Consider the following 19,712-nt stretch of genomic DNA (forward strand, 5'->3'; position numbering starts at 1 on the left):
GGACGCGGCTTCTTCTTCCCCATGCTCTCCATCATGGACATCCTTCCGGGGACGAACCCCTGATCTCGGATGTCCGTCAAACCGGATCAAGCCCATGCTGCGAGTGGCGGTGATCCAACCGACGCATGCGGTCGTGATGAGCACCGGGATGAACATGTGACCGGGTGATGACGGCGCACGATGCTTCTCCTGTCTGCGGGTCGGCACGCACTCGGGGTGTGAGGGCCGCTCAGACGGGGGTGCAAAAGAGTGCGTTGAGTTCTGCCGGGGTGGGTGTGAGGTCGAGGTGACACCACACCAGGCGCAACCCGGCCTGAGGAAGCCGGTAGCTGCCCCATCGGCCCCGAGACAGGGCGTCGACGATCGCCAGCCCTCGCCCGCGCTCGGCGTTCACACTCGGCATCTGCAAGGGGATCATCGACGGTTCCGAACACGTCAGCCCTGGATCGGTCACCGCCAACCGAAGAAAGTCCGGCTCTTGGGTCAGCCTGAGCGTGATCACATCCGCAGTTCCCTGGGGAGAGGCGGAGTCCCGCGTGGGGTTGGAGTGCTGGACGGCGTTGGTGACCAGTTCCGACGCAGCCAGCACCGTGATCTCGCGGGCGGGGTGTGTGGTCTCCAGCCAACTGTTGACGGCCTCTCGGGCGCGAGAGGGAGCCCGATCGCTGCGCTCCACGGTGATAGCGCCGATTGTCGCAAGTTGAGAGGGACGTACGTAGATCACCGAATCCGCCTCGCTATTCCTTGGTCACCCGCCAAGCCGCTCATGCGAAGAATGATGTGGGTCCGCGTGCACGCACGATCATTCTTTCCGTGCTGACCGCGATACGTCGAGCTGGCCTGAACAGATCATCTCAGAAACCCCCTGTACTCAGGGGGTATTGCAAAGCACTTCCCAGGCACGAACCAGGTGTGCTACTACACATGCCCGTGCGTTACTCGTGTTCTCGCCGGAATGGAGGTTGCCCGTCTTGGAAAACACCGAGCCGGAACCTGCCCTGAAAGCTCCCAGAGCGGAATTCGGCGCCTATCTTCGCGAATACCGCATAATGGCAGGCAAAAGACAAAAAGACCTCGCCGCCATGCTCGGCTGGTCCGTATCGAAGATCAGCATGGTCGAACGCGGAGAACGCCCCGCCGATGAGGACTTCGCCCGCGACGCCGACGCCGCTCTGGGGGCTGCTGGCGGGCTGCTGCGGCGTTGGCGAGAAACCGTCGAACACGCCTCGCGCTGGCCCGTCTGGCTCGCTCAACTCGCGGAGATCGAACAGCAAGCCACAACCCTCAAATTCTGGCAGCCAACGATCGTCCCCGGCATACTGCAAACTCCCGAGTACGCGCGAGCGGTCTACTGGGGCAAGCCTGGAACCACCGCTGAGGACGTCGAGCGGAACCTCGCGGCACGGCTGGAACGCCAGAGGATCCTTCACCGCGATGACGGCCCTACGATCTGGGTAATACTGGACGAAGTGGTCCTTATCCGGCCTATTGGCAGTGAGGCGGTGATGGCGGAGCAGATGGCGCACCTGGCAGGGCTGGATGACCACCCTCGCATCAACGTCCGAGTGCTTCCGCGCACCTCCTGGCTCACCAGCGGCCTGCAAGGAGCCTTCGTTCTTGCCGGCGGACCGGGGATGCCGGATACGGCCTACATCGAGTCGATCACACTGAGCCAGATCACCGCCGACAGTGGATCTGTCCAGGAGATCCAGTGGAGATATGAGATGTTGCACAACGAAGCTCTGCCCCGGAGGGCTTCGCTCCAGTTGATGAGGGAGATGGCAGAGCAGTGGACGACGTAACGGCAGAGCTGCTGAGGACCGCCCAGTGGCGCAAGGCGACTCGCTCCGGCGAGGCCGGCGACTGCATCGAAGTGGCCCCCCTGGCCGACGGCAGGGTCGGGCTGCGCGATTCCGAACACCCCGAACAGCCCGCATATGTGGTCTCGCCCTCGGTCTGGGCCGCGTTCATCGACGGTGCCAAAAAAGGCGAGTTCGACTTCTAGCACCAACCGGAAATGATGCAGGTCAGGGGCCTTCCGTAAGAGTCGAAGGCCCCTGACTTCTCGAAGCTCAGACGTAGACGATCGAGCCATCGAGCCCCTTCGCCAGTGAAGAGCCGGCAGCCATATGAAAAGGCGGCAACCTCGGCCGAGAGCGGCTTGGCCAGCACCTAGGCCCTGTCTCGAAGTGTGATCAACGGCGTGTCGCAGCCGGAAAGCAGAGAGGTCTCCGGTAGAGGGTTCATCGACTAAGAAGAACCTGTAACCCGGAGACCTCGTGGCCACCTTAGCGGTGGCGCGGCGGTTCGACCTCACCGATGCACAGTGGGCGCGGATGGAGCCGCTGCTGCCCGCAGGCAAAAGGCCAGGTCGGCCGTCGCAGTGGACCAAGCGCCAACTCATCGACGGGATTCGCTGGCGGGTGAGGGTCGGGGCGCCGTGGCGGGACGTACCGGAGTGCTACGGCTCCTGGCGGGCGGTCTACAGCCTGTTTCGCCGCTGGCAGCGTGCCGGTGTCTGGCAGCAGATCCTCACCCGGCTGCAGACCCTGGCCGATGCCGCGGGCCTGATCGGCTGGCAGGTCGGGGTCGACTCCACCATCTGTCGGGCGCATCAGCACGCGGCCGGCGCATCCCGGCATGGACAGACGCAGGTCGAGCTGCCCGGCGGTGTCCATTCCGAGCCTGCCGATCATGCGCTGGGCCGCTCTCGGGGCGGCCTGTCGACCAAGCTGCATCTCGCCTGTGAGCAGGGCCAGCGGCTGCTGGCGGTGGTGCTCACCGCCGGGCAGCGTGGGACGCGCCGCAGTTCACCGCGGTCATGGACGCCATCCGGGTGCCCCGGCTCGGACTGGGCCGGCCCCGGATCAGGCCCGAGGTCGTCCGCGCCGACAAGGCGTACTCCTCGCGGGCGATCCGCGCTCATCTGCGCTCGCGCGGCATCCGCTGCACGATCCCCGAACTGGCCGACCGTGTCGCCGCCCGGCGACACGGTCGGCCGGGCAGCCGTGATGGGCGTCCCCCGGCGTTCGACTCGACCGACTACCGCGCCCGCTCAGCGGTGGAATGCGGCATCAACCGGCTCAAACGTCACCGCGGCGTCGCCACCCGATTCGACAAACTCGCCGTCCGATACGAAGCGAGCGTCCTCATAGCTGCCATCAACGACTGGCTGACCCGGCTTTGAGGCACGCTCTAGGCGGGTCTACGATCAAGTCGGACGCAGCCCGCCCCACACCCCTTGCCTTGCGCCCCTCTGCTTGGGCATCGGACAGGACTGGCTTTACCCGAAAGGATCGGCAGTTTTCGCACCTGTGGGGAGCTACGCATATCGCCTCATTCCGCTGACCCCGAAACGCGCTGAGGGCGGCGAAGACCAGGATGATGCCCTGACGAAATAGGCAACATCTCGGCCAAGAGCGGCTTTGCGAGCTTTTGGACGGGTCTGAGGGCATGTCGGGCGCGGCCTGCCGCGCGCCCCTTGCATCGCACCCCTTGCCTTGAACGCCTGGCGGGTCCGACTTTACCCATCGGGGCCAGGCTGCCCGGCAGCCGCCTACGCGAAGCGGGCATTTCATCCCTGGACACAGCCCACCGACATGCCGAACCCGTGCCGAAGAGCATGTAACGAGCATGATCTCGGCCATCTTCACCTCACGGAGACGAGCGAGAATCGAGAAAGCCCAGGTCAGGTGGGGTGTGGAGTGGTAGGGCGCCCGGGGCTCGAACCCGGAACCTACGGATTAAAAGTCCGCAGCTCTGCCAATTGAGCTAACGCCCCTCGCAACGACAAGCGTACAGAGATTACCGCCCCGCCCGCGACGCCATTCGCTCTCGTCTCGTCACCGGTAGGCGGCCAGCCCGGTCAGCGCCTCGCCGAGCACCAGCGTGTGGATCTCCTGGGTGCCCTCGTAGGTCAGCACCGACTCCAGGTTGTTCATGTGCCGGATCACAGGGTACTCCAGGGTGATCCCGTTGCCGCCGAGGATGGTGCGGGCTTCCCGGGCGATGTCCAGGGCGGCGCGGACGTTGGCGAGTTTGCCGAAGCTGATCTGCCGGGGCTCCAGGGTGCCGGCGTCCTTGAGCGCGCCGAGGTGGAGGGCGGTCAGCCCGGCCTGGGCGGTGCCGACGTACATCCAGGCGAGTTTGTCCTGGGTGAGCTGGAAGGCGCCGATCGGCTTGCCGAACTGCACGCGGGTCTTGGCGTACTCGACGGCGGCCTCCAGGCAGGCGCGGGCGGCGCCGACGACTCCCCACAGGATGCCGAAGCGCGCCTCCGACAGGCACGACAGCGGCCCCTTGAGGCCGCGTACGCCGGGGAGCACGGCGCTGCCGGGCAGGCGGACGTCGTCGAAGTAGAGGGACGAGGTGACCGACGCCCTAAGGGACAGCTTCTTGTGGATCTCAGGGGCGGAGAAGCCGGGGGTGTCGGTGGGGACGACGAAGCCGCGGATGCCGTCGTCGGTCTGCGCCCAGACGACGGCCACGTCGGCGATGGAGCCGTTGGTGATCCACATCTTGGAGCCGTTGAGGATCCAGTCGTCGCCGTCGCGCTTGGCGTAGGTGCGCATGTTGGCGGGGTCGGAGCCGTGGTCGGGCTCGGTCAGGCCGAAGCAGCCGATGGCCTCGCCGGCGGCCATGCGCGGCAGCCACTGCTCCTTCTGCTCGTCGGACCCGTAGCGCCAGATGGGGAACATGGCGAGCGAGCCCTGCACCGACACGAACGAGCGCAGCCCGGAGTCGCCGGCCTCCAGCTCGCGGCAGGCGACGCCGTACGAGGTCGCGTCGGTGCCGGCGCAGCCGTAGCCCTCCAGGTGCATGCCGAGCAGGCCGAGCGCGCCGAGTTCGGGGGCGAGCTCGCGGGCGGGGAAGGTCGCCTCCTCGAACCAGTCGCCGACGTGCGGCAGCACGCGGTCGGTGACGAAGGTGCGCACGGTGTCGCGGATGAGTCGCTGGTCGGCGTCGAGCCGGTCGTCCAGCCGCAGCAGGTCGTCCATCGCGCGTCCTCTCCTCGCTTAGGGGGCTACCAGGGTTCTACCAGGGGCAATCCCGATGTGCGAACGCAGGGCGGCAGGGCAGTCTTGGGGCATGAGCGAATACAACACCAAGCAGCTGCGCAGGACCCGCAAGGGCAGGATCATCGCGGGCGTGTGCTCGGGCGTCGGGGAGTACGTCGGGATCGACGCGAACCTCATCCGCATCGGCCTCGCGGTCATGACGCTGTTCGGCGGGCTGGGCGTGGGCGTGTACGCGATCGGCTGGCTGCTCATGCCCGAGGAGGGCAAGGAGACGTCGATCGTCCAGGACCTGATCAACAAGCAGCAGAGCAACAGCGGCGGCGGCACCAGCCCGTGGAGCGACGAGCAGAAGCCGCAGCAGTGATCAGGTCGCGGTCTGCGTGCGCACGCGGCCGCGCGACTCGGTCCAGATCATGGCCAGCACGGCGGCCACGATGAGGCCGGTGATGCCCGACAGGGCGACCACCGGCTCGGGGCCCAGCTTCTCGGCGGCGTAGCCGCCGATGAGGATCGCGACGCCCTGCGCGGCCATGAGCCCGGACTGCACCAGCCCGAACGCCTGTCCGCGCTGATCAGGAGGGACTCGCTGGACGAAGGCGGCGTTCGCGGCGAGCTGATAGGCGCCCCCGATCCCCGACAGGACCCACGCCCCCAGCACGACCTCCAGCGGCGGCCGCATCGCCGTCACGATCAGCGGCGCGCAGCTCAGCATGGCCAGCCAGCCCATCAGCCGCATCCGCCCGGGCGGCGTGACGAACCTGCTGAACAGGAACGCCCCCACCACCGTGCCCAGCGGCATCGCCGCCATCAGCAGGCCGGTGATCACCGGCACGGGCAGGGTGCCGGTGTAGAGCTCGACGGCGTACGGCACCGCGATGCCCTCGGGCAGCACGTAGAAGCCGCACAGCCAGGCGAACAGCACCAGCGTGCGCAGCTTGCGGTCGCCGAACACGAGGCGGGCGCCGGCCCTGGTCATCGTCCACATGGACGGTCTGCCGCCGGCCTGCTCGCTCGCGGGGCGCCGCCGTACGCCGGTGACGAGGATCAGCGCGGAGGCGAGGAACGTGGCCGCGTTGATGGCGAGCGCGCGGTAGGGGCCGAGGGCGGCGATCACGGCGCCGCCGGCGGCGAAGCCGAGCATCTGCACGGCCTGGTTCGTCATGTTCTGCAACGCCGAGCCGACGACGTAGCGGTCGCCTTCCAGCACTTCGGGCAGCAGCGCGGCGCGCGCGGCCGAGAACGGGGCGCTGAGCAGCACCACGAGGAACACCAGCCCGCACAGCACCGGGAACGGCATGAACGGCAGCGCCATCACGCCCACGAGCGCGGCGCGCAGCAGGTCGCAGGCCACCATGACGCCCCGGCGCGCGAACCGGTCGGCGAGCCCGGCCAGCAGCGGCCCGCCCAGGATCGACGGCAGGTAGGTCAGCGCGTAGACGGCGGCGGTGGCCAGGGCGGAGCGGGTGCGGTCGTAGACGAGCACGGCGAGGGCCACCTGGGCGAGCTGGTCGCCGAGCAGCGACAGCCCCTGGCCGTACCAGAGCGCTCTGAACTCCTTGACGGCGATGACCTCACCGTAAGTGGCTTGGCGCTCTGTGGCACGGCGATGCCGTCCCGGCAGCCGTCGCGTCCGCATGGCCCCCATTGGACTCCGCTGTGCCTGACTGAGAGTGTTCAGTATGTCACCTAAGGTGCCCGATCATTCGGCAAGGCGCAACCCATTGGCGTCACCCGGAGGTTAAAGGGTCACCAACCCAGCTCATGGAGACGGTCGTCGTCGATGCCGAAGTGGTGGCCGACCTCGTGAACCACCGTGATCCGTACCTCCTCGACGACCTGCTCTTCCGTGTCGCAGATCTGACAGATCGGATTGCGGTAGATCTCGATGCGGTCGGGCAGGACTGCGGAGTACCAGTCGCCGCGCTCGGTGAGGGGAATGCCGGTGTACAGGCCCAGAAGGTGGGGTTCTGGCGGATCGTCCACAACTGTGACGACAACATTGCTCATGACACGGGTCAGCTCCGGAGGGATCGTGTCCAGCGCCTCGGCCACGAGCTCTTCGAACTTCTCCGGGGAAACCTCGATCACACGTGCCATTCTGCCCCGCGGGCTGGGTAAGCAAGAAACCGTATGAAGTTCCTGGACAGGTTGAAAGCAGTCATCAGGTCGCGAGCGTCCAAAGCTGTGGCGGTGCTCGTCGTCGCCGCGGCCGGCGCCTGGCTGGGCATCTTCCTCAGCGGGACCGTGCACGCGCAGGTCGGCCCCGTCGAGACCGGCATGTCCGTCGCCCCCTCCTGGAGCGGCGAGACGATCGTCGACGCCAGCCCGCTGGGCACGCTCACGTTCGGCACCCACGACGCCCCGCTGACCCTGCGCATCACGCTTGAGAACATCGACCAGGAACGCGCCAAGTCGCTCCTCGAAGACCCCCGCCTCACCGACCGGCTGCCCAGCATCATCGAGCGCGACCTGCTCGCCGGCGTGCGCGAGCTCGCCATCCGCTCGCTGCTGTGCGCCGCCGCCGGCGCGCTGATCGCCGTCCTCATGGTGTTCAGGCGGCCCCGCGTCGCCCTGACGGGCCTCCTGGTGGCCGCTGTGGCGCTCGCCACGACCGGACTGGTCGCCGCCCGGACCTTTCACCCCGGCTCGCTCGTCGAGCCCCGCTACACGGGCCTCGTCGCCGCGGCGCCCTCCCTCGTGGGCAGCGCCGAGTCGATCGTCACCCGGTTCGAGTCGTACCGCTCGCAACTCACCAAACTCGTCACCAACGTCTCGAAGCTGTACGACGCGGTCTCAACCCTTCCGGTGTACGACGCCGACCCCCGTTCCATCCGCGTCCTGCACGTCTCCGACATCCACATCAACCCGATCGCCTGGAACGTCATCCGGTCCCTGACCGAACAGTTCACCGTCGACCTGATCGTCGACACCGGCGACATCTCCGACCACGGCAGCAAGGCCGAGAACAAGTTCGTGGAGGAGATCGGCCGCCTCGGCGTCCCGTACGTGTACGTACGCGGCAACCACGACTCCAAGACCACCGAGAAGGCCGTCGCCAAGCAGAAGAACGCCGTCGTCCTCGACGACAAGATGCGCAACGTCGCCGGACTCAGCATCTACGGCCTCGGCGACCCGCGCTTCACCCCGGACAAGTCCGTACACGTCGACTCCGACCCCGCCTCGCTCGAAGCCTTCGGCCGCGCCCACCGCGAGAACGTCGAGAACGCCGACCTCGTGGCCGTCCACGACGACATCGTCGCCCGCGGCTTCTCCGGCGCCACGCCGATGGTCCTGGCCGGTCACGCCCACAAACGCTCCACCACCATGCTGCCCACCGGCACCCGCGTCCTCGTCCAGGGCTCCACCGGCGGCGCCGGCCTGCGCGCACTCGAACACGCCGAGCCCACGCCCGTCCAGGCCTCCGTCCTGTACTTCGACCGCGAGACGAAACGCCTGCAGGCCTGGGACGACATCACCCTCGGCGGACTCGGCGAGCAGTCGGTGTACATGCAGCGTCACGTGGAGCCCGACCCGGGACGTATGATTTCCCCAGCGCCGACGAACGCCCCGTCGCCAACGGGGACGCTCAGCGGCACTACGTCACCGGCCGCCGGTTCGCCACTTTGGCATCAAGGGCAATCGTCCCCTATGCTTCAGAGGTCTCCGACGGAAGGCGACAGGGAATCCTGAGCCCCCATCGTCTAGCGGCCTAGGACACCGCCCTTTCAAGGCGGCGGCACGGGTTCGAATCCCGTTGGGGGCACCGCGAGCGCCTAGCGCACCCGCGAAACGGCAGGTCGAAGGACCTCCGAAGAGCTGGTAAGCTAAGCGAGCGCAAAGAGAACGAAGCAAGTCGCAAGGTCCTGTAGAGCAGTTTGGAGTGCTCGCCACCCTGTCAAGGTGGAGGTCGCGGGTTCAAGTCCCGTCAGGACCGCTCTGGGTCAGGTAGCTCAGTTGGTACGAGCGTCCGCCTGAAAAGCGGAAGGTCGGCAGTTCGACCCTGCCCCTGACCACCAGCTTTGAACAGTAGAAACGCCCCGAACGAATAATCGCTCGGGGCTTTTGATCTTCGGCGACAGCAACGCTGACAGCAACGTCACCCCATTGAGCACTTGAGGTAGGGGGCAAGCGCGTCCCCAAACAAGGCTATGCAGCCGTGACCCCTACCCAAGCGGTTGCCCTTGCCGGGATCACGGCTTCCTTCACCTACGAGCCAACCAGGTCGCGGATGCGGTCGAGTTTCTGCTCCGGCGTCAGTGCCTCACCGTGGTCTGCCAGGGCGTCCAGCGCCGCCCGAACGTCGCGCTGGTCCGGGTGCAGAACAGCGTTGATGACCTGAGCGCGGGCGCCGCCATCGTTCTCGTAGATCCAGACCGTCTGCGACTGGCGCGGAACGGTGTTGTGCTGCGGGTCGAGGACGCCCTCCGGAAAGTAGCCCAGCTTGTCCCTAGCCAGCGCCTCCGCCACCTCGATGAGCACCCATTTGCCCAGCTTCTTGTATCCGAGCTCTTCCCTGAGGTCTCCCAGATTCACCTCGATCAGCCCGTCCTGCGCGCGGCACCGAGCCGCGATGGTGGTGCTGTTGTCCCTGTCCTTGGTCATGCCGTCACGCCTCCTGAGCGTTAGTCAGATCCGGGTCGCCTGTCCGGCGGGTGTCCTACTCTCCGCCACCGCTCTCTACTACGCCACAAATAGGCATAGCTACGCAATCCAGATAAGCGACTACGCCAAAAAATTCCCTCGTTGACGCCAGAATTCGGCGTAGCTATGGTGGAGATCCGGATCCCGAACCTTCGAGAGGGCCGAGATGCCTAAGATCCACATCCCCGCAATCAGCTACCGGCAGGGCGGCCGGCAGATGCTCGTCACCGCGATGTCGCCTACGGATCTGGTCCGCATGGTCCGCAAGCCTGAAGCATGGGACCCAGTCAAGACCACTCAGCACGGCAACCGGCCGCGCGATAAGGCGCATCTACAGGGCATCGTGAAGTACCTCGAAGAGGAAGAGCACTTCGTCTTGGGTGCCGCCGTGCTCTACCTCACCCAGCGCGAGGCCGAGTTCAAGCCGATACCGATCGACGGGGTCTCCACCGATAAGGACGCCGCCTCTATCGGCACTCTGGCCGTCGACATTGGTGCCCTGTTCGACATCGGTGACGGGCAGCACCGGATCGGCGCGTACGAACACATCGTCCAGAACCGCGATGAGGACGGAGACCCGGTCATCGAGCGCCTCCGTGAGTCCGGCCAGCCGCTGATCATCGTCATCGAGGACGACCCCCGCCGACGCGCTCAGGACTTTGCCGACCTTCAGCGCAACGTCAAGGCCCCCACCGCGTCCCTTGGCCAGTCAATGGACCGTCGCCAGCCCATCAACCGCGAACTTAACGACTTGTTCGACGCTGTCCCCGTCCTGGTCGACCGCGTCGAGTACCAGAAGGACAACCCGGGGAAGTTGTCCGCCAAGCTGTTCAGCTTCAAGACGGTGCGCTACGTCTCCGGGCTGCTCCTCGTCGGCAATGGCTACCGGTCCCCCGCCACGATGGACCGGGCCGTCAACGGTCGGTTCGAGGGACCGGATGCAGACCCCGAGAAGGCACGTCAGGAACTGGTCGAGTTCTGGACCGCGTTGGGCGAACTCACCCCGTTCGCCGACGTCATCGACGACAGTGTGAAGGCATACGAGTTGCGTCAGGACACTTACCTCCTGTCAGCCGGTGTCCTCTACGCCATGGCGATGGCCGTCTACCTCCTCCAGAAGGATGGACTTACTGTCACCGAGGCCGTCAAGGCCATGGATAGCTTCAACTTCCGTCGCACGAAGAAGGTCAAGGACATCACCACGGCGGACACTCCCTTCGCCGGCAACCTGATCGACACGGAGACCGGGAAGCTTGTCGCCGGTCGCACCGCGTGGGAGACCGCAGCTGAGGTCCTTCAGGCCCACGTGACCGGAAAGTGATCGAATAGGTCAGGCCACATCGATGGCGAAGACTCGTCCCATTCCATAAAGCAAGTGGGCACACATGGTTCAGCGCCTCAACCCGGTTAGGCTGAGGCGCTGCCTTCCTGATTTCTTATGCGAGCGTGTCATCGATCTTGCCCAGAGCGCGACGCTTGTCGTCGAGGGAGACATGAGCGTAGATCGTCATCGTGACCTCGATGTCGCTGTGACCGGCAATGTCGCGGACGACCTGAGGGGGGACGCCGAGGTTGAGCAGGAGGGTCACGCAGGTGTGGCGGAGGTCGTGGAACCTCATCTCACCAAGGCCGACGGCCTTGCGGATCGCTCCCCAGCTTCGCCGCAGGTTGTCCGGCTCCATCGGGGTGCCGCAGCGCGAGGGGAAGACGAGGCCATGCTCCGTCCACTCCTCCCAGCGGTCCGAGCGTTCGGCGAACTGCTTCTTCCGGTGCTCTTTCAGGGCATCCACGCACATGGGTGGCAGTGGGATGGTTCGTTCCGAGCCGGTGGTTTTGAGACGGAGAAACTGAAGGCGGCCCGCGACTCGCTGAAGGCTTTGGACCACCTCCAGCTTGCCGGCCTCAAGGTTCACGTCCGTCCAGCGGAGCCCGAGGAGTTCCCCACGGCGCAGGCCGAGGCAGAGCGCCAGGACGTACAGCGCGTAGAGGCGGTGGTCGCGGGCGCCTTGAGGACAGCACGGGCCTGCGGGACGGTCAGGCCGCGATTGACCTTGTACTTGGGCACCGGCACCTTGACCAGCTTGGCGGCGTTGCGAGTGACGATTTCCTCGCGCACGGCGCACTCCAAGGCGTTCCGGAGGACTGCGTGGATGAACTGGACCATGCGTGTGGACAACCAGGAGTCACAGCACTGCCCGCCCTTGAGAGCGCAGCACACCGGCTTCTCCCGCGCGGCGTCCCAGCCGTTGCGGCAGCATTGGCATTCGGAGCGGACGCGGTTGGTGAAGAGACGGACGTCTTGGGCATTGAGCTTGCCCAGGCGCTTCTTGCCCAGGCGCTTCTTGCCCAAGCCCGGGACGAGGTGGAGGTGGACGACGCTTTCGTATCCCTGGTAGGTCTTAGGGTGGCGTTCCTGGCTGACGATGTTCTTCAGCCAGTAGGTAAGGAAGTCGGCGAGCGTCCAGTTCTCTGAGGAGACAGGGATGCCCTCGTCGGACTGGCGGAGGAGTTCGGTCAGCTTCTTGCGGGCGTCCTCCTGAGTACGCGCGGAGCCTTGAACTCGCTTCGTGGTTCCGGCCGGTGGTCTGGACGAAGGCGGCGTACCCGTATCGGCCATCCTTGCGCGGCCAGATGCTCCCTTCACTGTTGGAGCGCTTGCGGATGCGGCGGCCCGTTCGGCGCTTGGGCTCCTCTTCCGGGGTGCCGAGCATGGCCTTGGTCATCACGCCACCTCCAGCAGAGTCCTGATGCACTCGGCCAGAGCGTCTGCCGGGACCAGGCGGCGACGGCCGATCTTGACGGTTCGGAGCTGGCTGGAGCGGATCAGTGTGTACGGGGTCCACCGGCTGACGCGGAGGCGATCGGCGGCCTCGTCCCCGGTGAGTACGAGGTCACTCATGCGGGGCCTCCTCACAGGCCAGCGGAGTGCAGGGCTTGTCCGTGATGGCGGCGGCGAGGAGGGCGTCACCGGGGGAGTGGCCCTTGCCGGCGTACTGCCATTCGCTGATGACGAGGATGGTGTCTTCGTCGAACAGGGGCAGGCGGCCGGTGGTGATCTCTTCGGCGCGCGTGGTGTTCGCGGTCAGCTCGGATGTCGCCGAGGGCGGTGGAGTAGTTGCGGGAGCGGGTGGAGAAGTGGCCGCGGAAGCCGCGCATATGGACCCAGTCGGCGAGGCGGAGGTCCGCTAGGTCTGGCTCTTTGCCGAGTTCGAGGCAGGTGCTGATGAGGCAGCGGGCCTGGGGGGCGGAGGTGGTACGACTCCAGGTCGTCTAGTGGGTTGATGCGGCAGTCGAGGGTGCCGACGCACTCGGCGGCCTTGGTGGCGTACTTGGCGATGTAGCTGGCTACGGCTTGATACGGCATGGACCCAGGAGTGTCCCCGGTGTCCCCATAGCAGCACGATACCTGAGACCCGTAGAGACCCGTAGGAGTACTTCTTCGGGCCTCAGGGTGCGAGGTGGTGGTGCTACAGACTCTTCTTTTTCCTGTGCGAATCTGGCTTGGCGGGGAACTCGTATGGACTATGGATGCCCCAGCCTGGGACCACCTCAGATGGAGCATCGGACGCGGCTAGAGTAAAGAGCCCCCTAACGTCAGCAATAGCCACTGTTGTGTGGCTATTGCGGATGAGGCCTGCTCTCTTCCATTTGTTAAAGACGCGGGCGACCGACGCAGTGCTGGCACCAATCCATCCAGCGATATCTGGTTGGGATAAGGGCGGGGCTAGCACGGTACCTCCTTCGCCCGGCGTATTCTCGCCGTATCGGTATAGCAGGCTGATAAGTAGCAGCGCGACACGTGTCTCGACCGCAAGGTGGGTAATTGCATGGATCCAAGTCGCCATATGCAGTTGCACGCTATGCCTGTGTGCGATGTGATCCTTAAGGGACGGCTTCTTGTTGATGATCTCTCGGACGCTATGCAGGGGAATTTCGAGAATCTTGCCTCGTTTGAGAACCGTGCCGATATATTTCGCTTGCCCTAGCCAGACAGGGCTAACGGGACTTGTCGCGTGGAGTCCGCTTAGGAGATCGTCAGGACCGACGATATCTAGTACGGCTCGAGTGCTACCGAGCTTTTCGACTTCGAGTCGGACCCAGCATCCCGCGCGCATGATTATCATGGCAGGCTCATTCGACATTACGATGTCGCCTCGGTATACGTTCTTTCGCGTACTCTTGCGTAAGATCAGAGCGCGTTCGAGTTGAGAGAGGTTGGACCAGAAGGTTATCTGGGCAGGGCGACGTACTCTTGGAGTCATTTGCCTGAGGGTCACTGTGTGCCGTAGAGCGCATATAGGACGGCCGGGAGTGCCGTGATGACAACGGCGAAGGCCAGTAGAATACGGGCGACTCGCTTAGAGTCCATGGCAGAGAGTCGGATGGCGGCATATCCGACTACACAGACAATCAAGACGATGACGACAGCTCCTACTATGAGAGCTTGTGTATCCCTCACTCGCATCCCCTTCCCCTAGCATCTTTGCCGAGCGCTTTTATCAGGACATAGCGGCGTGGTAGGTCCCCGCTACGGGGAAGACAATAGACCACGGGTGCGATCGGGTGGCCTCGCGCTGGCGCGGTGTAGTAATCTAAGGGGTTCGGCCTGCCTGACCTGCAAGAATGCCCTTCCAGGCACCTTGAAACCATATCGGGCAATTGGATTGCACGGTTTGGTTTTCTCTAGCCCGGAGGGGCATACTTCTACCTCGCACAGTAGATCCCGACATATCGGGCACGAAAATCGAATAAGGTGGAGGACGCTCGACCTTAGCCTCTTTGCCGAGCGCGACAGGACGCAGCATCGGGAGGCGGGGGTGGGGGTGGTAGCCCATCTCCGCCTCCCAGTCGTTGAGGTCAAAGCCGTGTGATGGCGATGTGGTCAACGCCAGCGGTTGACCCTCACTGTCCGCCCGCCCTGAGGACCCGCAGGTTAGAGGCGACCGTGCTACCTCCGAGAGACGACCGATAAGCGTGGAGGCGCTTCGTGCGCCCTATCCGGCGCGCTTCGTGCGGGAGGACGCTGAAACGTGTTGCAGTGCTTCTCTTGTGCGCAGCACGTCTGCAAGCCGCGCGAAGCGCCTTCTTGCCGGTTGTGTGTGCCTAACTGAGTGACAACGGCGGAAGGCGATCACAGACGCCGGCGGATACCTGCGGACGACTGGAGGCAGGTCAAGGACCTATCAACGACGTCGAAGGCGGGTTCGGTTTGCCTGAAAAGCGGAAGGTCGGCAGTTCGACCCTGCCCCTGACCACCAGCTTTCGAACAACCAAGATGCCCCGTAGCGATCTCGCTCCGGGGCGTTTTTGTGTGCCGACGACACCGGCGGCTGGCAGAATCCAGGTGTGAGCCGGACGGACAACACCATGCCGTTACGCATCCAGCAGCAGGACGGCCGCCGCTTCAGGCACGACGTGGGCGGGTCCTACAAGGGCGTCGGGAGAGACGCGAACATCGCTGAGCGGAAAGCCCGGCAGCGCGTACGGCTGACCCTGCTGAGAGGCGAGGAGCCGGCGCCGACCAGACACCGCCGATGCGAGAAGTGGCTCTACTGAGCAGGAGCTCCTGGACGCGCCCCTTAGTGGGCCGGGAGTGGCAGGCTGGCGTGCGTATGGTTACCACCTTGGCCCGGGGCGCTTCGGACGGTCCGTGCCGTCGACACCGTCACGATGATCGAGCTGCTGCGTGATACCTCGCCTTCGGTCAAGTCGCAGGCCGTCGAGCTTCTGGCTGCTGAGAGTAGAACGGCGCCGGCCCCCCATAGGGGTGGCAGCATCGTCAGCGTCCGTACAGCAGGCCGTCGAGGGCGGCGGGGTCGGTCAGCAGGGCGCTGAGGGTCTTGGGGGTCGTGCGGAGTGAGAGGTCGGCCGTGGCGGGTTCGCCGCTGTGGACCTGGATCCGGCCGGACTCCGCGCGGAGTTCGAGGCGGCAGACGGTCGGCGGCGCCGCCGGGTCGGGGTGGACGTGGTCCCGGAGGCAGATCAGCACCGAGGTGGCGCTGAGTGAGGTGGGCTCGGGCGGGTGGGGGGCGTCGATGCCCCAGTCGCTCAGGGCGCGGGCGTCGTCACGCCTGGGTCAGGAGCGTGCTGTAGGCCTGGGAGTGCTCCTGGCCGGACATGAACGAGACGAACTGCCGGACGAAGGCGCCGCGCGAATAGCTGCCGTCACCGGCCAGGTCGCGGCCGAAGGCGGTACGGAACAGGTCGCGGTATTCCTGGGCGTCGATCTTCTGGTCGTCGTCCACGTCGGTGACGTCGAACAGCACATCGGCGATCTTGATGAGGCCGGCCCCGGGCAGCGAGGCGGCCGCGGCGGCGTACTCCTGGCGGGTGACGCGGCCGTCGCCGTCGCTGTCGAGGGCGGACTGCAGCTCCCGCCACCAGGCGGCGTACGCCTGGAAGAGCCGCTCCTCGTCCTGCTCGCCCAGGTCGAGCCGGGTGGCGACCTCCCTCGCCATGGCGGCCAGGTCGGGCCAGCGCAGGTAGCCGTCGCCGGTCTGGTCGAGGACCTCGCTGAAGAAGCGGTCGGCCGACAGGACCACCTGCTGGTCGTCGGCGGCGGGGGCGGGGGTGATGAGGCGCAGGAGGGCCGCGGCCTGCCCGGCCTTGCGGCGTACGGTGTCCCACGGGGTGGCGGACGACGGGTCGAGCAGGCCCATGACGGAGTCGACGCGCGTCCAGGTCTCCGGGAGGTAGCGGGTGGCGAGGCCGGCGGTCAGGTAGGCGCCCTGCATGAGGGTCCGGGCCCCGGGGAGGTCGGGCAGCGCGACGCGCCGGCAGAACGGCTCCGGGAGCGAGGCGATGATGACCGCGGTGGCCAGCGGGCCTGCCACGGCCCGGCCGACCGTCCACACCAGGGGATGGCCGCGCAGCACCGGCGGCGCGGGGACGTTGGCCAGGAGCCGGTAGAGGATGACGCCCACGGCGTCGTTGTTCTCCAGGCGGTTCTCGACGACGTGGTCGTAGTAGGGCCAGAACTCCTGCAGCGTGGCGGGCAGGTGCTCGTTGTCGCCGTCGATGAGGGTCAGGAAGATGCGGTATTCGTCGTAGAGCCGCCGCATCTCGCCGGCGTCGAGCGTTTCGCCGCTCAGCCGGCACATCGCCACCGTGGACTCGAAGAGCGTGGCGGCGACCCAGGCGCGGGCCTCGGGGTCGGTGGCGTCGTAGGGGCGGCCCTGGGCGTCGGTGCCGGACATGCGGGCGTGGAGGCGGTTGAGCCGGGCCACCTCGCGGTCGCGTACGCGAGGGTCGGGGCTGAGGATGCGCCGCGAGCTGGTCGCGGTGTTGCGCAGCCGCCGCCAGGGGTGGGTGAGGAACGTCGAGTTCTCCATCAGCGCCGCGCCGATCTGCGGATGGGCGGCTTCGAGCAGCGTGGCGCGGGTGACCGCGAGGCCCCAGCGCGCCTCGCCGACCAGGCGGCGCAGGATGGAGTCGGCGCCGAAGACGTCCGTCGTCTCCGCTGTGGTGGTGCGGCTCATCGGTGACCCTCCCCGGTCAAGGTGGTGGACTGGCGTACGTCGCCGAAGCGGCGCTGGCGCCGCCGGTAGGTGTCGAGGCATTCCCAGAAGTGGGTGGCGCGGAAGTCGGGCCAGAGGACCTGTGGGAAGACCCATTCGGCGTAGGCGACCTGCCAGAGCATGAAGTTGGAGATCCGCTGCTCCCCGGACGTGCGGATGACGAGGTCGACGTCGGGGGTGTCGGAGTAGGGCAGGTGCTGGGCGAAGCTGTCCTCGGTGACCTGGTCGGCGGGCGTGGCGGAGCGGATCAGCGAGCGGGCCGCGGCCACGATGTCGCGGCGTCCGCCGTGGTCGAAGGCCACGGTCAGCGTCATGCGCCTGTTGTCGCCGGTGAGTGTCATCAGGTCGGTGATGTCGCGGACCAGGGGCTGCGGGATGCGCGGGTCGGCCATGCCGAGGAACCGGCAGCGGACGCCCCGGGCGTGCAGGGCGGGGGCGTGCTTGCGGATGGCGCGGCGGACGAGCCGCATGAGGATGTCGACCTCGGCGGCCGGGCGCCGCCAGTTCTCCGTGGAGAAGGCGTACAGGCTCAGCCAGGTGACCCCGGCGCTGCGCGCCGCCTCGATGACGTCCATCACGGCGGCTTCGGCGGCCTCGTGGCCGGCGGTGCGCGGCAGTGATCGCTGCGCGGCCCACCGGCCGTTTCCGTCCATCACGCAGGCGACGTGCCGCGGCAAGAGCATGACCACCCCCATAACTGAGGGTAACTGTAGCTTTACCTTTCGTGGTGTCAAGGTGGGCCGGTGGGGAGGATTACCTTGGGGGCATGCGCCTGACCGCCTTCACCGACATCTCCCTGCGGATCGTGATGCGCCTGGCCGTCGTGAGCGGTGACGAGCTGCTGACCACGCGGGCCGCCGCCGACGTGCTGGCGATCCCCTATACGCACGCGGCCAAGGCGGTCTCGCGGCTGAGCGAGATGGGGCTGGTGGAGACCCGGCGGGGGCGTGGCGGCGGGCTGCAGCTCACGGCGGCGGGGCGGCAGGCGACGGTGGGCTCGATCGTGCGCCGGCTGGAGGGCGAGCACGAGGTGGTGGGGTGCGAGGACGCGCTGCTGCCGTGCCCGCTGCGGGCGGCCTGCCGGTTGCGCGGGGCGCTGCGCCAGGCGCAGGAGGCCTTCTACGCGTCGCTCGACACGCTGACGGTCGACGCGCTGGTCGCGGGGCCGACCGGGCCGGTGCTGCTCGGGCTGGGCGTCCCACCCAGATCGGGGACCGGCGGACCGGCTCTTTAATATGCATTCCAGATACCAATTATCTGGAGGTCCCCCATGCTGTCCGCGGAAAGCGCCGCGACCGTCCGCGCCACCCTCCCCGTCGTGGGCGCGTCGCTCGACACGATCACCGCCCGCTTCTACGAGACGATGTTCGCCGAGCGGCCGGAGCTGCTCGACGGCCTGTTCAACCGGGGCAACCAGCGCAGCGGCGAGCAGCGCAGGGCGCTGGCCGGGTCCATCGCCGCGTTCGCCGGCGCCCTGCTCGACAACCCGGACGAGCGCCCCGACGCGCTGCTCACCCGCATCGCGCACAAGCACGCCGCCGTCGGCATCACCGACGACCAGTACGTGATCGTGCACAAGTACCTGTTCGCCGCCATCGCCGAGGTGCTGGGCGAGGCCGTCACGCCCGAGGTCGCCGCCGCCTGGGACGAGGTCTACTGGCTGATGGCCGGCGCCCTGATCGCGATGGAGGCCCGCATCTACGCGCAGGCCGGCGCGAGCGAGGGCCGCACCTGGCGCCCGTGGCGGGTCGTCGAGCGCCGCGAGGAGACCGCCGACGTCATGTCGCTCGTGCTCGCGCCCGTCGGCGACGAGCCGGTCCCGCCCGCGCTGCCCGGCCAGTACGTCAGCGTCCGGGTGCGGATGCCCGACGGGGTGCACCAGCTCCGGCAGTACACGCTGTCCGGCCACGGCGCCGACGGGCTGCGGCGGATCACCGTCAAACGGGTGCGCGGCGAGGGCGCCCCCGAGGGCGAGGTGTCCAACCTGCTGCACGCCACCGTCGAGGCGGGCGACGAGCTGACGCTGTCGGCCCCGTTCGGCGACGTGACGCTGGCGGGCGGCGACGCGCCGCTCGTGCTGGCCTCCGCCGGCATCGGCTGCACCCCGATCACCGCGATGCTCCAGCACCTGGCCGAGACCGGCAGCGACCGCCGCGTCCTGCTGCTGCACGCCGACCGCTCCGAGCCCGAGCACGCGCTGCGCGAGGACATGGAGGCACTGACCGCCGTGCTGCCCCGGGGCGAGAAGATCTTCTGGTACGAGGACGGCCGGCGGGGCAGGGCGGGCCGGATCGACCTGGCCGGGGTCGACATCCCGGCGGGGTCGGTGGCCTACCTGTGCGGGCCGCTGCCGTTCATGCGGGAGGCCAGGGCCCAGCTCATCGGCGCGGGCGTGGCGCCCAAGGACATCCACTACGAGGTGTTCGGCCCCGACCTGTGGATCGCCGCGGCCTGAGCGGAGCCGAGAGCGCGACGAGATCCCCGTATTTAAGTGCACTTATGTGCCGTTTGGGGGTCACCTGTCATCATGGGGACC

The 19,712-nt window shown here is 66.9% G+C and carries 22 protein-coding genes and 5 tRNA genes; 13 read left to right on the forward strand and 14 right to left on the reverse strand.

The features are described 5' to 3' along the window. Nucleotides 1-229: 229 nt before the first annotated feature. Nucleotides 230-724 (reverse strand): ATP-binding protein, encoded by a 495-nt coding sequence (locus tag ACWDXC_RS39895; protein WP_449991299.1) that lies wholly within the window; start codon nucleotides 722-724, stop codon nucleotides 230-232. A gap of 247 nt (nucleotides 725-971) precedes the next feature. Here ACWDXC_RS39895 and ACWDXC_RS39900 point away from each other — a divergent pair, with 247 nt between their 5' ends. The 3 genes from ACWDXC_RS39900 to ACWDXC_RS39910 all read left to right on the forward strand — a co-directional run bounded on the left by ACWDXC_RS39900 (nucleotide 972) and on the right by ACWDXC_RS39910 (nucleotide 3,187). Next, on the forward strand, nucleotides 972-1,802 hold the full coding sequence (locus ACWDXC_RS39900) for a helix-turn-helix domain-containing protein (RefSeq protein ID WP_449991301.1): 831 nt from the start codon (nucleotides 972-974) through the stop codon (nucleotides 1,800-1,802). Further along, on the forward strand, nucleotides 1,790-2,005 hold the full coding sequence (locus tag ACWDXC_RS39905; RefSeq protein WP_449991304.1) for a DUF397 domain-containing protein: 216 nt from the start codon (nucleotides 1,790-1,792) through the stop codon (nucleotides 2,003-2,005). Before ACWDXC_RS39900 ends, ACWDXC_RS39905 begins: the two co-directional genes overlap by 13 nt. Before the next feature lie 331 nt (nucleotides 2,006-2,336). Then, a protein-coding gene (locus ACWDXC_RS39910) for an IS5 family transposase (protein WP_449991460.1) occupies nucleotides 2,337-3,187 on the forward strand; the annotation gives its coding sequence in 2 pieces (ribosomal slippage) (nucleotides 2,337-2,796 and nucleotides 2,796-3,187; 852 coding nt in all). Between the two features lie 518 nt (nucleotides 3,188-3,705). On the opposite strand, the gene ACWDXC_RS39915 is transcribed toward ACWDXC_RS39910, so the two are convergent. After that, nucleotides 3,706-3,781: transfer RNA gene (locus ACWDXC_RS39915), tRNA-Lys, on the reverse strand. Between the two features lie 61 nt (nucleotides 3,782-3,842). Further along, a complete protein-coding gene (locus ACWDXC_RS39920) occupies nucleotides 3,843-4,997 on the reverse strand; it encodes an acyl-CoA dehydrogenase family protein (protein WP_449991307.1) in 1,155 nt (384 codons plus the stop codon). Between the two features lie 91 nt (nucleotides 4,998-5,088). On the opposite strand from ACWDXC_RS39920, the gene ACWDXC_RS39925 reads away from it, so the two are divergent. After that, a complete protein-coding gene (locus ACWDXC_RS39925) occupies nucleotides 5,089-5,382 on the forward strand; it encodes a PspC domain-containing protein (protein ID WP_357583575.1) in 294 nt (97 codons plus the stop codon). On the opposite strand, the gene ACWDXC_RS39930 is transcribed toward ACWDXC_RS39925, so the two are convergent. Then, nucleotides 5,383-6,654 carry an MFS transporter gene (locus ACWDXC_RS39930; RefSeq protein ID WP_449991310.1) on the reverse strand — a complete coding sequence of 424 codons (1,272 nt, stop codon included), beginning with the start codon at nucleotides 6,652-6,654 and terminating at the stop codon, nucleotides 5,383-5,385. It abuts the gene before it with no gap. A 110-nt stretch (nucleotides 6,655-6,764) separates the two neighbouring features. Beyond that, nucleotides 6,765-7,115: a metallopeptidase family protein gene (locus ACWDXC_RS39935; protein WP_219506583.1), complete on the reverse strand. Its 351-nt coding sequence runs from the start codon at nucleotides 7,113-7,115 to the stop codon at nucleotides 6,765-6,767. Nucleotides 7,116-7,208: 93 nt separating this feature from the next. On the opposite strand from ACWDXC_RS39935, the gene ACWDXC_RS39940 reads away from it, so the two are divergent. From ACWDXC_RS39940 to ACWDXC_RS39955, 4 genes are all read left to right on the forward strand, one after another. Continuing rightward, complete coding sequence (locus ACWDXC_RS39940; protein WP_449991314.1) at nucleotides 7,209-8,708, forward strand: metallophosphoesterase family protein; 1,500 nt, start codon at nucleotides 7,209-7,211, stop codon at nucleotides 8,706-8,708. Continuing rightward, a tRNA-Glu gene (locus ACWDXC_RS39945) sits at nucleotides 8,709-8,781 on the forward strand. Between the two features lie 96 nt (nucleotides 8,782-8,877). Continuing rightward, nucleotides 8,878-8,952: transfer RNA gene (locus tag ACWDXC_RS39950), tRNA-Asp, on the forward strand. 5 nt (nucleotides 8,953-8,957) lie between these two features. Beyond that, nucleotides 8,958-9,034, forward strand: a tRNA-Phe gene (locus tag ACWDXC_RS39955). A gap of 190 nt (nucleotides 9,035-9,224) precedes the next feature. Here ACWDXC_RS39955 and ACWDXC_RS39960 read toward each other — a convergent pair. Further along, nucleotides 9,225-9,620, reverse strand: a complete 396-nt coding sequence (locus tag ACWDXC_RS39960) for a hypothetical protein (protein ID WP_449991316.1) — start codon at nucleotides 9,618-9,620, stop codon at nucleotides 9,225-9,227. A 205-nt stretch (nucleotides 9,621-9,825) separates the two neighbouring features. On the opposite strand from ACWDXC_RS39960, the gene ACWDXC_RS39965 reads away from it, so the two are divergent. Then, nucleotides 9,826-10,980 (forward strand): DNA sulfur modification protein DndB, encoded by a 1,155-nt coding sequence (locus tag ACWDXC_RS39965; protein WP_449991319.1) that lies wholly within the window; start codon nucleotides 9,826-9,828, stop codon nucleotides 10,978-10,980. Between the two features lie 115 nt (nucleotides 10,981-11,095). Here ACWDXC_RS39965 and ACWDXC_RS39970 read toward each other — a convergent pair whose 3' ends face one another. The 5 genes from ACWDXC_RS39970 to ACWDXC_RS39990 form a co-directional block, all read right to left on the reverse strand. Continuing rightward, nucleotides 11,096-11,638, reverse strand: coding sequence for a site-specific integrase (locus ACWDXC_RS39970; protein ID WP_449991462.1), 543 nt, complete (start codon nucleotides 11,636-11,638; stop codon nucleotides 11,096-11,098). Beyond that, complete coding sequence (locus tag ACWDXC_RS39975; protein WP_449991321.1) at nucleotides 11,569-12,276, reverse strand: tyrosine-type recombinase/integrase; 708 nt, start codon at nucleotides 12,274-12,276, stop codon at nucleotides 11,569-11,571. Before ACWDXC_RS39975 ends, ACWDXC_RS39970 begins: the two co-directional genes overlap by 70 nt. Before the next feature lie 105 nt (nucleotides 12,277-12,381). Beyond that, the gene (locus tag ACWDXC_RS39980; protein WP_449991324.1) at nucleotides 12,382-12,558 is read right to left on the reverse strand and encodes an excisionase family DNA-binding protein; all 177 of its coding nucleotides are present in this window, start codon (nucleotides 12,556-12,558) and stop codon (nucleotides 12,382-12,384) included. Between the two features lie 65 nt (nucleotides 12,559-12,623). After that, nucleotides 12,624-12,884 (reverse strand): replication initiator, encoded by a 261-nt coding sequence (locus ACWDXC_RS39985; RefSeq protein ID WP_449991465.1) that lies wholly within the window; start codon nucleotides 12,882-12,884, stop codon nucleotides 12,624-12,626. A gap of 242 nt (nucleotides 12,885-13,126) precedes the next feature. After that, on the reverse strand, nucleotides 13,127-13,921 hold the full coding sequence (locus ACWDXC_RS39990) for a Crp/Fnr family transcriptional regulator (RefSeq protein ID WP_449991325.1): 795 nt from the start codon (nucleotides 13,919-13,921) through the stop codon (nucleotides 13,127-13,129). Nucleotides 13,922-14,829: 908 nt separating this feature from the next. Here ACWDXC_RS39990 and ACWDXC_RS39995 point away from each other — a divergent pair. Both ACWDXC_RS39995 and ACWDXC_RS40000 read left to right on the forward strand, forming a co-directional pair. Beyond that, nucleotides 14,830-14,917: transfer RNA gene (locus tag ACWDXC_RS39995), tRNA-Phe, on the forward strand. An 88-nt stretch (nucleotides 14,918-15,005) separates the two neighbouring features. Then, the gene (locus ACWDXC_RS40000; protein ID WP_449991328.1) at nucleotides 15,006-15,215 is read left to right on the forward strand and encodes a hypothetical protein; all 210 of its coding nucleotides are present in this window, start codon (nucleotides 15,006-15,008) and stop codon (nucleotides 15,213-15,215) included. Between the two features lie 223 nt (nucleotides 15,216-15,438). Here ACWDXC_RS40000 and ACWDXC_RS40005 read toward each other — a convergent pair whose 3' ends face one another. The 3 genes from ACWDXC_RS40005 to uppS form a co-directional block, all read right to left on the reverse strand. Further along, nucleotides 15,439-15,648, reverse strand: a complete 210-nt coding sequence (locus ACWDXC_RS40005) for a hypothetical protein (RefSeq protein WP_449991331.1) — start codon at nucleotides 15,646-15,648, stop codon at nucleotides 15,439-15,441. Nucleotides 15,649-15,724: 76 nt separating this feature from the next. Beyond that, nucleotides 15,725-17,137: an oxygenase MpaB family protein gene (locus tag ACWDXC_RS40010; RefSeq protein ID WP_449991334.1), complete on the reverse strand. Its 1,413-nt coding sequence runs from the start codon at nucleotides 17,135-17,137 to the stop codon at nucleotides 15,725-15,727. Then, a complete protein-coding gene (uppS, locus tag ACWDXC_RS40015) occupies nucleotides 17,134-17,859 on the reverse strand; it encodes a polyprenyl diphosphate synthase (protein WP_246645113.1) in 726 nt (241 codons plus the stop codon). Before uppS ends, ACWDXC_RS40010 begins: the two co-directional genes overlap by 4 nt. Before the next feature lie 83 nt (nucleotides 17,860-17,942). Between uppS and ACWDXC_RS40020 the strand changes: the two genes are divergently transcribed. Continuing rightward, on the forward strand, nucleotides 17,943-18,410 hold the full coding sequence (locus tag ACWDXC_RS40020) for an RrF2 family transcriptional regulator (RefSeq protein WP_449991338.1): 468 nt from the start codon (nucleotides 17,943-17,945) through the stop codon (nucleotides 18,408-18,410). Between the two features lie 36 nt (nucleotides 18,411-18,446). Beyond that, the gene (locus ACWDXC_RS40025; protein ID WP_449991341.1) at nucleotides 18,447-19,631 is read left to right on the forward strand and encodes a globin domain-containing protein; all 1,185 of its coding nucleotides are present in this window, start codon (nucleotides 18,447-18,449) and stop codon (nucleotides 19,629-19,631) included. Nucleotides 19,632-19,712 lie beyond the last annotated feature (81 nt).

The organism is Nonomuraea sp. NPDC003214 (genome assembly GCF_053590035.1).

Bases quoted from the DNA above. Each gene is read 5' to 3' on its own strand.
- ACWDXC_RS39920 (WP_449991307.1), bottom strand. From the start codon at position 4,997: ATGGACGACCTGCTGCGGCTGGACGACCGGCTCGACGCCGACCAGCGA.
- ACWDXC_RS39925 (WP_357583575.1), top strand. From the start codon at position 5,089: ATGAGCGAATACAACACCAAGCAGCTGCGCAGGACCCGCAAGGGCAGG.
- ACWDXC_RS39930 (WP_449991310.1), bottom strand. From the start codon at position 6,654: ATGCGGACGCGACGGCTGCCGGGACGGCATCGCCGTGCCACAGAGCGC.
- ACWDXC_RS39935 (WP_219506583.1), bottom strand. From the start codon at position 7,115: ATGGCACGTGTGATCGAGGTTTCCCCGGAGAAGTTCGAAGAGCTCGTG.
- ACWDXC_RS39960 (WP_449991316.1), bottom strand. From the start codon at position 9,620: ATGACCAAGGACAGGGACAACAGCACCACCATCGCGGCTCGGTGCCGC.
- ACWDXC_RS39965 (WP_449991319.1), top strand. From the start codon at position 9,826: ATGCCTAAGATCCACATCCCCGCAATCAGCTACCGGCAGGGCGGCCGG.
- ACWDXC_RS39975 (WP_449991321.1), bottom strand. From the start codon at position 12,276: ATGGCCGATACGGGTACGCCGCCTTCGTCCAGACCACCGGCCGGAACC.
- ACWDXC_RS39980 (WP_449991324.1), bottom strand. From the start codon at position 12,558: ATGAGTGACCTCGTACTCACCGGGGACGAGGCCGCCGATCGCCTCCGC.
- ACWDXC_RS39990 (WP_449991325.1), bottom strand. From the start codon at position 13,921: ATGACTCCAAGAGTACGTCGCCCTGCCCAGATAACCTTCTGGTCCAAC.
- ACWDXC_RS40010 (WP_449991334.1), bottom strand. From the start codon at position 17,137: ATGAGCCGCACCACCACAGCGGAGACGACGGACGTCTTCGGCGCCGAC.
- uppS (WP_246645113.1), bottom strand. From the start codon at position 17,859: ATGCTCTTGCCGCGGCACGTCGCCTGCGTGATGGACGGAAACGGCCGG.
- ACWDXC_RS40020 (WP_449991338.1), top strand. From the start codon at position 17,943: ATGCGCCTGACCGCCTTCACCGACATCTCCCTGCGGATCGTGATGCGC.
- ACWDXC_RS40025 (WP_449991341.1), top strand. From the start codon at position 18,447: ATGCTGTCCGCGGAAAGCGCCGCGACCGTCCGCGCCACCCTCCCCGTC.